Source organism: Phaeobacter sp. A36a-5a (assembly GCF_037911135.1).
Taxonomy (GTDB): Bacteria; Pseudomonadota; Alphaproteobacteria; order Rhodobacterales; family Rhodobacteraceae; genus Phaeobacter; species Phaeobacter bryozoorum.
Genome location: NZ_JBBLYU010000003.1, coordinates 332,113 through 343,910 on the forward strand (window position 1 = coordinate 332,113; position 11,798 = coordinate 343,910).

The following is an 11,798-nucleotide window of genomic DNA, read 5'->3' on the forward strand; positions in this document are numbered from 1 at the left end:
GGCTCAGAGCTTGCTGCTCATGTCGCGCAGGAACTCTTCTTTTGACGCCTCATAGCTGGCGATGATCGTGGCTGTGTCCACATCCTTTGCCTCGCCCTGTGCCGAACGGCGCTCGCCTTCCTGACAGAGGCGGGAGAATTGAGAGAAGCCCAAATTGAGGGCGCTGCCTTTCAGGAAGTGCAAGTCCTGTTCCAAGGTGGTCAGATCCGGAGATCTCAGCTTTTCGATGACGCCTTCGACCTCTTCGAGGAAGATCTCGACAACTTCAGAGAAGTCCTCAGCGCCGACTTCCTCGTGCAGCTCCTTAGCGCGTGACCAATCAATCATCTTTGCAATCCTTGTTTTGATATCGCATTTTACGATTGCTTTACTTATAAACTCGTAAATCACCGTTTAACGCGAGGCTAGATCCATATTTCGCAAACTTCACTTCCTGTTAAGCGAAGAGCGCGATAGTGACTTGCGTTTAAGGTATCTTGCGCCGTTTTTTGTGGGGTTCACTCGGTGTTGCCAGACAGTTCGATCGAAATAAACCAAGAGGTTACGACCAATTCGATCCGCCGTGTCCTGGTGGTCGATGACAGCCGTCTGCAGCGACGAATCCTGGTGGCATCACTGAAGAAATGGGGATTCGACGTCGTCGAAGCTGAAAGCGGCGAGGTCGCGATGGAGATCTGCGAGAGTGATCCGCCAGATCTAATCCTCAGCGACTGGATGATGCCGGGAATGAATGGGCTGGAGTTCTGCCGGGCGTTCCGGGCCAAATCGCAGGATAACTACAGCTATTTCATCCTGCTGACCTCCAAGAGTGAAAAGAACGAGGTGGCGCAGGGGCTGGATGCCGGCGCGGATGATTTTCTGACCAAACCTGTCAGTTCGGACGAGCTGCGCGCCAGAATCTCTGCGGGTGAGCGTATCCTGCGGATGCAGCGAGAACTCTCAGAGAAGAACCGGATCGTCTCGGATACGCTGGATGAATTGCAGCGGGTCTATGATGCTATCGACAAGGATCTGATTCAGGCGCGCAAAATTCAGGAATCGCTGGTTCCAGAACTGTCGCGAAAATTCGGGTCATCCACTGTCAGCCTGCTCTTGAAACCCTGCGGTCATATCGGTGGTGATCTGGTTGGCATGTTTTCACCCGGGGTGAATCGGATTGGCTTTTACTCGGTCGATGTCTCCGGTCATGGCATTACGTCCGCAATGATGACGGCGCGACTTGGCGGCTATTTGTCGTCGACCTATTTCGATCAGAACGTCGGCATGGAGAAGCGATTCAACCGCTTTTACGCCCTTCGCCAACCTGAAGAAGTTGCAAGCCTGCTGAATGCCCGGCTGATCGCCGACACCGGGATCGAAGAGTATTTTACTATGGCCTATTGCATCGTCGATCTGCGCAGCGGCGTGTTGAAGATGGTGCAGGCCGGCCATCCGCACCCATTGCTGATCCGCAAGGATGGCAGCACAGAATTCATCGGGAAGGGCGGCGTTCCTGTGGGGCTGGTGCCAGATATCACCTATTCCCAAGAAGATGTGGTGATGGAGAAGGGCGACAGGCTGCTGCTGTATTCGGACGGTTTTACTGAGGCGCGTTTGGAGAATGGCGAGATGCTCGAGGCCGAGGGATTGGTGGATCTGATCGGCAAGTGCAACTCGGATCAGACCGGCCAGGAATTCCTCGACGATCTCTACTGGAACCTGACACAGGTGATGTCGTCGCAATACGGTTTGGAGGATGATGTATCCGCCACCCTATTCGAATATGAAGGCCCGTAAGCTGAGCCTGCACCGGGTCGCTCGCCAATCTTCGGCCGATTTCTAGCTTTGTCCCATCCATCGCGCGATATATCCGGCAAAGTGGCGATCACCGGCATTACCGAGCATCTCTTGCGCGACATCCGCTCGCATCCAGAGCGCTTCATGCAGTGGTTCGCTCGGGTCTGAGATCTGCCGGGCCGGGCGCGCAATATAGATATGGCAGAGTTTCTCAGCCCATAGATCATACTCCGGCATATAGGCAAACCGGCGGAATGCCCCCAGCTTGCGGGGGGAGGAAATGGTCCAGCCGGTCTCCTCCATCACCTCGCGGTGCAATGCAGGAATAGGTGATTCGCCCGGATCTATGCCGCCTCCGGGCAGCTGAATATCCGGGCCTGGATCCTGCTGGCAGGTCACCAGAAGCTTGCCATTTCGCGGCAAGAGAGCGTAGACGCCGGGCCTGCGCCGGTATCTTTTCGATTTATCCGGCGTATCGCCAAAACGTCTGATCACGGCGCTGACCTCTTCACTCTGATGGTGTAAACCCTATATAGGCCCGATATGCCAATCCACGGCGCGTAAGGAAACCCCATGACACTTGTATCGAAAATCGCGTGGGACGATACCGTCCTGCCCTTCCAGCTTGACGTATCGGACATGCGCGGCCGCGTTGCGCGGCTGGACGGTGTGTTGGATGGTATTCTGAAGCAGCATAATTACCCACCTGTCGTCGAGGCGCTGGTGGCCGAGATGGCATTGCTGACGGCTTTGATTGGTCAGACAGTCAAATTGCAATGGAAACTGTCCTTGCAGGTGCAGTCCAAAGGTGCGGTGAGGATGATCGCGACCGACTACTATGCCCCCCAGGCAGAAGGCGAGCCGGCCCGTATCCGCGCCTATGCCAGCTATGATGAAACACGGCTGACGGATGGCGCCCCCTTTGATCAGGTGGGAGAAGGGTATTTTGCGATTCTTGTCGATCAGGGTGAAGGGATGAAACCCTATCAGGGGATCACCCCTCTGGCGGGCGGATCGCTGGCCACCTGTGCCGAAGCCTATTTCGCCCAGTCCGAGCAGCTGCCAACGCGGTTCTCGCTCAGCTTTGGCCGTTCCGCCGAGCCTGGTGTGCCGGAGCACTGGCGGGCCGGAGGGATTATGCTACAGCAGATGCCAAAGGCGTCGCCGTTTGTTGCTGACGGTGCCGGCTCTGGTGATACGCTGGTGGCTGAAGATCTGGTGAACGGCGAAGAGGGCGAGAACTGGAACCGTGTGATGCACCTGCTTGCGACCGTCGAAGACATGGAGCTGATCGGCCCATCGGTAACGCCGACAGATCTACTCTTGCGATTGTTTCACGAGGAACAACCGCGGGTTTACGATGCCCAACAAGTCAAATTCGGATGTACCTGTTCCACCGAGCGGGTACGCGCAAGCCTGTCGATCTACTCCGCCAAGGACATCGCAACGATGACCACTGACGAAGGCCGCGTGACAGCCGATTGCCAGTTCTGTGGCGCCCATTATGATCTTGATCCGGCGACGTTGGGGTTTGAGGCCGATAAAACGGATGAGGCAGAGGGCGATAGTGCCTGATCTGCGAGAAAAGCTGACCGCTGCGCTGGGCGCTGAGGGGGGAGGGTCATCCGATTTTGATCTGAACCCCGACGTCGTTCTACCTGTTGATCGTAAATTGCGACCGGCAGGCGTTCTGGTGGCGATCAGCATCGCTGAGGGCGTGCCGCAGGTCATCCTGACAAAACGCTCATCGGCGTTGAAACATCATCCCGGCCAGATCGCATTTGCCGGTGGGAAGCAGGACGCAGGTGATGCAAGCGTGACCGATGCCGCCCTGCGTGAAGCATGGGAAGAGATCGGGCTGCCGCGTGATCTTCCGCAAATTGTCGGTCAGCTACCTGCGCATGAAACTGTGACCGGGTTCATGGTGACGCCGGTGGTGGCCCTGATTGATCAGACCTTTGATATCAAGGCCGAAGCTGGCGAGGTTGCCGAGGTTTTCAGTGTCCCACTCTCACATCTCTGCGATCCGTCTCGCTATCAGATCCAGTCGCGTCGCTGGCGTGGGGTGCGGCGGAACTACTTCGCTGTTCCATACGGTCCCTATTACATTTGGGGCGCAACCGCGCGAATGCTGCGCGGCCTCGCCGACCGGATGCAGTCATGAGATATCTGACCGCGCCCTGGCTCGATGATCCGGCTGTCCAGCGCGTCTGCGAGGTGCTGACCGAGGGCGGTGCGGAGGTCTATTTCGTCGGCGGATGTGTGCGAAATGCGCTATTGGGCGCGCCGGTTTCAGATCTCGACCTGTCCACTAACGCGCTGCCGCAACAGGTTATCGAACTGGCCGACAAGGCCGGCATCAAAGCCATACCAACAGGTATCGATCACGGCACTGTAACACTGGTGCATCGCGGTACGCCCTATGAGATCACCACCTTTCGTCGTGACGTTGCTACCGACGGTCGTCGCGCTGTCGTCGCATTTGCGGATCGTATCGAGGAGGATGCGGCGCGACGCGACTTTACCATGAATGCGCTTTACGCTCGCCCGGATGGGGAACTGGTTGATCCCCTGAACGGTCTTCCGGATCTGCGCGCGGGGATTGTTCGGTTCATCGGCATTGCCGAACACCGCATTCGCGAGGACTATCTGCGCTCGCTTCGGTATTTCAGATTCCACGCCTGGTACGGAGATGTGGATGCTGGGTTTGATCCGGACGCCCTGTCGGCGATCGCGAGCAACCTGGATGGCATCGCAACCCTATCGCGTGAGCGCGTCGGGAGTGAGATCCTGAAGCTTCTTGCAGCCCCCGATCCGGCGCCGGCGATTGCGATTATGCGGCAAATTGGATTGCTCGCATTGATTCTGCCGGGCAGCGATGATCGCGCCCTGGCACCGTTGATCCATCTGGAAGAGGGGTCCGCCCCCGATCCCATTCGCCGTCTTGCAGCGCTCGGCGGTAGCGCTCCGGGCGAGGTTCTGAGGTTGAGCAAATCTCAGGCCGCCGAGATACGCTTGCTTCGCAAAGAGGTTGAAGGAAGCCAAAGTCCGGCTGCCCTTGCCTATTATCATGGGGCGGCCATCGCCCGCAGCGTGATCCTGTTGCGATCTGCCCTGCTTGAGATGCCGATTTCGCCTGATTTAGAGACTGAAATCAATCTTGGCGCGTCCGCCGTATTCCCCGTGTCGGCGCAGGATCTGATGCCTGAACTCCAGGGGCCTGCTCTTGGCGCAGCGCTCAACTCCTTGCGTGATAAATGGATCAGATCCGGGTTTGCCCTGACGCGGAAAGAGCTGCTGGGACTGGCCTGAAGCGCACGTGCTGATTGTCGTGCGTCGCCCACCGCGTCAAAAGGGGTGACAGAGTGGAATTTTTTTCCTACCCATATGGCACCACCTTATGACGGGAGGAATACGCATGTATCACGGGATCTGGCGCAATTAACGCCTGACCTGTCCGACGTCTGTCGGAGGGGCCACGGCGATGGCCTTTGTTCGCATGACTATTCCATATGCTCAATTATTGGAGCACCCGCATGTTTCGTTTCTTCGAAAACCTTATCGACCCCTATTGTGATTACCCGGAAACCGACACTCCGCCACGGCGACTGTGGCCGTTCCTGAAAGATTATTCGCAGCCCTTCAAAAAGGTCTTCGCGGCCACCGCGTTTATGTCGGTCATCGTCGCAGCCGTTGAAATCGGTCTGATCCATTACATGGGACGGGTTGTGGACCTGTTGTCCGGTGAACCGGCCGATGTCTGGCAGGCTCACGGGACAGAGTTGATCCTGCTGGCTGTATTTATCCTGACCATTCGGCCGCTGCTGCAGCTACTGGATGTGCTGTTGCTGAATAACGCTATCCTTCCAAACTTCGGGACTTTGATCCGCTGGCGTTCACATAAGCATGTATTGCGGCAATCCGTTGGCTGGTTTGAGAATGATTTTGCCGGGCGGATCGCAAACCGGATCATGCAGACACCGCCTGCCGCTGGTGAGGTGGTGTTTCAGGTCTTTGATGCGATCACATTCGCATTGGCCTATCTGGCTGGCGCGGCTCTGTTGCTGTGGTTGGCGGACATGCGGCTGATGATGCCCCTGCTGGTGTGGTTTGCGCTTTATGCGATGCTGATCCGCTGGACAGTGCGCCGCGTCGGGCCAGCCAGCCAGGCCGCCTCCGACGCCCGATCCACGGTGACCGGTCGGGTTGTTGACAGCTATTCCAACATTCATTCGGTCAAGATGTTCGCCCATCACGATACCGAACTGACCTATGCCAAAGAGGCGATTGAGCGTACGCGCAAGACGTTCCAGGCGGAGATGCGGCTCTATACAATCATGGATGCCGCATTGGTGACGCTGAATGGCCTGCTGATCGTTGGGGTGGTCGGTTGGGCGATCCTGCTGTGGATGCAGGGGCAGGCTTCGGTCGGGGTTGTTGCCTCTGCTACGGCGCTGACCCTGCGTCTCAATGCTATGACCGGGTGGATCATGTGGGCGCTGACCACGTTTTTCCGGCAGCTTGGTGTCGTGGCCGAGGGGATGGAAACCATTGCCCAGCCGATTGATCTGGTGGATGCAGCTGATGCCAAGCCGCTTGATTTACGCGACGGGGAGATGGAGCTCCGGCAGCTGTCCCATCATTACGGGCGCGGCTCTGGCGGTCTGGATCAGGTCAGTCTGACCATTCGTCCGGGAGAGAAAATCGGCCTGATCGGGCGGTCTGGTGCCGGGAAATCGACCTTGGTGAAACTGCTGTTGCGGTTCTACGATCCCGAGGGCGGGCAGATCCTGATCGACGGGCAAGATATCCGTACCGTCACACAGGACAGTCTGCGCGCCCAGATTGGGATGGTGCAGCAGGACAGTGCCCTATTGCACCGATCGGTGCGAGACAACCTGCTCTATGGTCGGCCTGACGCCAGCGAGGCCGAGATGATCGAGGCCGCAAAGCAAGCGCGGGCGCATGAGTTCATCCTTGACCTAGAGGATCCCGAAGGCCGCAGGGGCTACGATGCGCATGTCGGTGAACGGGGCGTGAAGCTCTCAGGCGGGCAACGTCAGCGAGTGACACTGGCTCGGGTAATCCTGAAGGATGCACCTATCTTGATTCTGGATGAGGCGACATCGGCGCTGGACTCAGAGGTTGAGGCCGAAATCCAGCAAACGCTATACGGGATGATGCAAGGCAAGACGGTGATAGCGATTGCCCACCGTCTGTCCACCATCGCCCAGATGGACCGTATTCTGGTTCTGGATGACGGTCGTATTGTCGAGGAGGGCACCCATGACGTGCTTTTGCGGTCAGAGGGCCTATATGCCCAGTTCTGGGCGCGGCAATCCGGCGGCTTCCTGAACATTGAGGCAGCAGAATGAAACTGGGCAATCTGATCGACGCATTTCAACCGGCCGACGGCGCCCCACCAGATCAGTTGGGGCGCTTTTTGGGATGGTGTCTGTCCGGCGCCTGGCCAATGCTCACGGTGGCTGCGGTCTTTTCGGCGCTCGCCGGGGGAATGGAGGCGGTCACGGCTTATATTCTGGGTCTGGTGATAGATACGGCGATAGCCAGCGGGCCGGACCGGTTCTTCTCGGCAGGTAATCTGGTGATACTTGCCGGTGCGTTGGGTTTCTTCCTGTTGTTGCGGCCGATCCTTTTTGGCCTCTCTGCGGCGTCCAACGCAATTATTGTGCAGCCGAACGTCAATCCGCTGGTGCTGTCCCGTCTCAATCGTTGGACAATGGGGCAATCGGTGCGTTTCTTCGATGATGATTTTGCAGGTCGCATCGCACAGAAGCAGATGCAGACTGCCAATGCGGTGACGTCGGTCGCGGTTGAGGTGATCAATGTCGTCGCCTTCGCGCTGGCATCACTGCTTGGCGCGCTTGCATTGCTAGGGGCGATTGACTGGCGGATCACTGGATTGTTCGTGGTTTGGCTGGTCGGGTATTTTGCCACAATCCGTTGGTTTCTGCCGCGCATCAGAAAGCGGTCTGCGGCGCGGGCTGGCGCGCGGGCTATGGTTACCGGGCAGGTGGTCGATACGATCACCAACATCAAGACGGTGAAGCTGTTCGCCCATGCCGATTTTGAAGAACGGACGGCACAGGATTCGATGGCCGATTTCCGTAACAAGGCGCTTCATTTCGGCTATCTGTCGGCGACCTTCCGGTTCTGTCTGATGACTCTGGCAGGAGTGCTGCCTGTCCTGCTGATTGGTGCTACGCTTGTGTTGTGGCGGGACGGGATGGCGACCGAAGGTGATATCGTTGCGGCGGGCGCGGTGTCGGTGAGGATCGCGCAGATGACGGGCTGGGTCAGCTTTACGCTGATGGCGATCTACTCCAACATTGGCGAAATCGAAAACGGCATGAAGACGCTAACGCGTCCTGACCGGGTTGAGGATCAAGACACCGCCAAGACGCTGCGGACCAAAGGTGGACGCATTGAATTCCGAAATGTCGGCTTTGCCTATGGGCGCGATGTCGGCGGTATTCAGGATGTTTCCCTGACAATTGAACCGGGTGAAAAACTGGGGATTGTCGGGGCTTCCGGCGCGGGGAAATCCACGCTCGTGTCGCTTCTGTTGCGGCTCTACGACGGGGAAAACGGCCAGATCCTGATCGATGGGACAGACGTTTCAGAGGTGACGCAGAACTCGCTGCGCAGCCAGATCGGCATGGTCACGCAGGAAACCGCAATGTTCAATCGTTCGGCGCGCAACAATATCCTTTACGGTCGGCCGGACGCCAGCGAACTGGAGCTTATTGCCGCCGCAAAAAAGGCGGAGGCTCATGAATTCATTCTTGACCTGGAGGATGCACAGGGCCGCAGCGGCTATGATGCCCATCTCGGCGAACGGGGTGTGAAACTGTCGGGCGGCCAGCGTCAGCGGATCGCGCTGGCCCGAGCCATCCTGAAGGATGCACCCATTCTGGTTCTGGATGAGGCGACCTCGGCGCTCGACTCCGAGGTGGAGGCGGCGATTCAGTCGGCGCTGGAGCGGGTCATGCAGGGCAAAACGGTTCTGGCCATCGCACACCGCCTGTCGACGCTGAGTGAAATGGATCGGATCATCGTAATGGATCAAGGTCGGATTGCGGAGGTGGGCACCCATGATGCACTGCTGAAGCAAGGCCGTCTTTACGCGAAGTTCTGGTCGCGGCAATCCGGCGGCTTCATTCGGACCGAAGGCGATGATGATGAGGTCGATCCGATCACTCGACGATCGTGGGATGCGGCGGAATAGGAAGTACTGAGCGCCCGCACAAAGGTCGTTCACACGGAGACTGCGCATTTTTCTTTTGCGCGGGCCAGTCGCAGGGTATGCAGCGCCCATGACACATGCAGCTAGAACCACAGCCACAATCATTCGTCTTGGCCATCAGGGGGACGGAGTCGCCGAGGGCCCGCTTTTTGCGCCGCGCACCCTGCCGGGAGAGACCGTCAGCGGTATTCGCGACGGGCACCAGCTCACGGATATCCGCATCGAGAACCCGTCAGAGGCACGCGTCCAGGCGCCTTGTCGGCATTATAAATCCTGTGGTGGCTGTCAGCTGCAACATGCGACAGATGATTTTGTCGCGCGCTGGAAGGTCGATATTGTGCGCAATGCGCTGGCTGCCCAGGGGATTGAGACGGCGTTTCGCCCGATCCACACCTCACCGCCACGATCGCGCCGTCGCGCCACGCTGTCAGTGCGCCGAACCAAGAAGGGGGCGATGGCTGGATTCCATGGCCGCGCGTCCGGGGTAATTACAGAGATACCCGATTGCCAGTTGCTGGCACCACAGCTTCTGGCTGCCGTGCCGATGGCAGAGGCACTGGCCATGGCTGGCGCCAGCCGCAAGGCACCGCTTGCGGTGACGGTGACCCTCTCGGAGGTTGGCGTTGATGTACTGGTGACCAACGGCAAGCCGCTGGATGGCGCGCTTCGGATCGCGTTGGCGCAGGTGGTCGACGCGCATCGTATTGCAAGGTTGACCTGGGAGGATGAGCTGATCGGTATGGAACAGCCGCCAACTCAACCCTTTGGTCCGGCACATGTCTGCCCGCCGCCAGGTGCCTTTCTACAGGCTACCCGTGATGGCGAGGCGGCCCTGCTCGCAGCGGTCGAGGAGGTTGTCGCGGGGGCAAAACGTCTCGTCGACCTATTTGCCGGCTGCGGGACTTTTTCGCTGCCACTGGCGAAAAACGCTGAGGTCCACGCTGTCGAGGGTGAAAGCGCCATGTTGCGCGCATTGGATGCCGGTTGGCGGCAGGCCAAAGGCTTGAAGAAAGTCACCACCGAGACCCGCGATCTGTTTCGCAACCCGTTGCTGCCGGAGGATCTGAATCCGTTTGGAACGGAGTTTGACGCCGCAGTGATTGACCCGCCGCGCGCTGGTGCTGAGGCCCAGGCCACTCAGCTGGTTGCAGCACGTACGAAACGGGTTGCCTATGTTTCCTGCAATCCAGTCACCTTTGCCCGTGATGCGAAGATTTTGACCGATGGCGGCTATCGGCTGGATTGGGTACAGGTGGTCGATCAATTCCGCTGGTCCTCGCATACGGAACTCGCGGCCAGCTTTTCCTACGTGGGGTAGAACCGGTGAGCATCAGTGCAAAACAAACCCTGAACCAGCGGCTTGGCGATCTTATCGCCAGTGATCGTTTTGGCAACTTCATCACTGTGGTGATTCTGATCAATGCCGTGACGCTGGGAATGGAGACATCTGATACGATCATGTCCCGGTTCGGGACGATCGTTCTGTTTGTCGATCAGCTGTGCCTGGGGATTTTTGTCGTTGAACTGCTGGCAAAACTCTGGGTACAGCGGCTGCGGTTTTTCCTGCGCGGCTGGAACATCTTTGACTTTGTGATCGTCAGCATCGCCTTTCTTCCTGGGGCGCAGGGGATGTCCGTCCTGCGGGCGCTGCGCATATTGCGGGTGTTGCGCGTCATCTCCGTTGCGCCGCGGCTGCGCCGGGTGGTTGAGGGTTTCATTACTGCGCTACCGGGCATGGGCTCAGTCTTCCTGCTGATGGCTATCATCTTCTACATCGGCTCCGTCATCGCGACGAAACTCTTCGCGGACAGTTTCCCGGAATGGTTCGGTAATCTCGCGCTGAGCGCATATTCCCTGTTCCAGATCATGACTTTGGAAAGCTGGTCCATGGGCATCGTACGCCCTGTCATGGAAATCTATCCCTATGCCTGGGCGTTCTTTGTGCCGTTTATCATGGTCACCACCTTTGCGGTTGTGAACCTCTTGGTCGGCCTGATCGTGAATTCGATGCAGGATGCCCATCACGAGGAAGAGGGCGAACGCACGGACGCTTATCGGGATCTGGTTCTGGCTCGGCTGGAGGCAATCGAGCAGCAAATCGCGACGCTGCAACCGCCGCACGAGAAGAAGTGATTTTGAATTTTCCACCGAAGATAGTAGTTGGAAAATGAGGCAAATCAGGCAGAGACCTAGAATAATGGATAGACGTACATTCGGATTGGGCGCCGCGGCGACCCTTGGGCTGGCGGGCTGTAGCTCCGGCCCTAGCAAATTCCGCAGTTATAATGGCCCCGAGGTAACCTCGGTTGTTGTCAATAAAGGCGCCCGCAAGGTCTATCTTCTGCACAATGAGGATATTCTGCGCGAATATGAAATGGAGCTGGGTTTCGCACCGCAGGGCCACAAGCAGATCGAGGGCGATGGCAAAACTCCCGAAGGCACCTATCTGATCGACCGGCGCAATCCCAACAGTCGTTATCACCTCTCCATCGGGATCTCTTACCCCAACGCACAGGACCGGGCAAAGGCGGCCGCGATGGGCAAGAAACCGGGTGGCGAGATTTTCATTCACGGTGAGCCAAACAACCCCAAGGAACGCAAGCGCGCTGCGCGGGTGGATGACTGGACTGCGGGCTGCATTGCGGTCAGCAACGATGAGATCGAAGAGATCTATGCGATGGTGCGCGACGGTACGTTGATTACCCTGCGTCCCTGATCGTCTGCACTGTAACCGTGCCAGCGCTGATCGTCTCGT

At 58.0% G+C, this 11,798-nt stretch carries 11 protein-coding genes; 9 read left to right on the top strand and 2 right to left on the bottom strand.

Going from position 1 to position 11,798, the window contains the following annotated elements:
- Positions 1-3: 3 nt before the first annotated feature.
- Positions 4-327, bottom strand: a complete 324-nt coding sequence (locus WLQ66_RS15050; protein WP_340547137.1) for an Hpt domain-containing protein — start codon at positions 325-327, stop codon at positions 4-6.
- A gap of 177 nt (positions 328-504) precedes the next feature.
- Between WLQ66_RS15050 and WLQ66_RS15055 the strand changes: the two genes are divergently transcribed.
- Positions 505-1,776 carry a PP2C family protein-serine/threonine phosphatase gene (locus tag WLQ66_RS15055; RefSeq protein WP_340547138.1) on the top strand — a complete coding sequence of 424 codons (1,272 nt, stop codon included), beginning with the start codon at positions 505-507 and terminating at the stop codon, positions 1,774-1,776.
- A 42-nt stretch (positions 1,777-1,818) separates the two neighbouring features.
- Here the strand turns inward: WLQ66_RS15055 and WLQ66_RS15060 are convergent, their stop codons facing one another.
- Positions 1,819-2,271 (bottom strand): NUDIX hydrolase, encoded by a 453-nt coding sequence (locus WLQ66_RS15060; protein ID WP_340547139.1) that lies wholly within the window; start codon positions 2,269-2,271, stop codon positions 1,819-1,821.
- Between the two features lie 78 nt (positions 2,272-2,349).
- Here WLQ66_RS15060 and hslO point away from each other — a divergent pair, with 78 nt between their 5' ends.
- The 8 genes from hslO (at position 2,350) to WLQ66_RS15100 (ending at position 11,759) form a co-directional block, all read left to right on the top strand.
- Positions 2,350-3,351 (top strand): Hsp33 family molecular chaperone HslO, encoded by a 1,002-nt coding sequence (gene hslO, locus WLQ66_RS15065; protein WP_340547140.1) that lies wholly within the window; start codon positions 2,350-2,352, stop codon positions 3,349-3,351.
- Positions 3,344-3,940 (top strand): CoA pyrophosphatase, encoded by a 597-nt coding sequence (locus WLQ66_RS15070; protein ID WP_340547141.1) that lies wholly within the window; start codon positions 3,344-3,346, stop codon positions 3,938-3,940. The genes hslO and WLQ66_RS15070 overlap by 8 nt, the downstream gene beginning before the upstream one ends.
- Entirely contained in the window at positions 3,937-5,088 is a 1,152-nt protein-coding gene (locus tag WLQ66_RS15075; RefSeq protein ID WP_340547142.1) for a CCA tRNA nucleotidyltransferase, read from the top strand. The genes WLQ66_RS15070 and WLQ66_RS15075 overlap by 4 nt, the downstream gene beginning before the upstream one ends.
- A gap of 224 nt (positions 5,089-5,312) precedes the next feature.
- On the top strand, positions 5,313-7,151 hold the full coding sequence (locus WLQ66_RS15080) for an ABC transporter ATP-binding protein (protein WP_340547143.1): 1,839 nt from the start codon (positions 5,313-5,315) through the stop codon (positions 7,149-7,151).
- Positions 7,148-9,025 (top strand): ABC transporter ATP-binding protein, encoded by a 1,878-nt coding sequence (locus WLQ66_RS15085; protein WP_340547144.1) that lies wholly within the window; start codon positions 7,148-7,150, stop codon positions 9,023-9,025. The genes WLQ66_RS15080 and WLQ66_RS15085 overlap by 4 nt, the downstream gene beginning before the upstream one ends.
- 88 nt (positions 9,026-9,113) lie before the next feature.
- Entirely contained in the window at positions 9,114-10,361 is a 1,248-nt protein-coding gene (locus WLQ66_RS15090) for a class I SAM-dependent RNA methyltransferase (protein WP_340547145.1), read from the top strand.
- 5 nt (positions 10,362-10,366) lie between these two features.
- Positions 10,367-11,176 (top strand): ion transporter, encoded by an 810-nt coding sequence (locus WLQ66_RS15095; RefSeq protein ID WP_340547146.1) that lies wholly within the window; start codon positions 10,367-10,369, stop codon positions 11,174-11,176.
- A gap of 64 nt (positions 11,177-11,240) precedes the next feature.
- Positions 11,241-11,759, top strand: coding sequence for a L,D-transpeptidase family protein (locus WLQ66_RS15100; protein ID WP_340547147.1), 519 nt, complete (start codon positions 11,241-11,243; stop codon positions 11,757-11,759).
- Positions 11,760-11,798 lie beyond the last annotated feature (39 nt).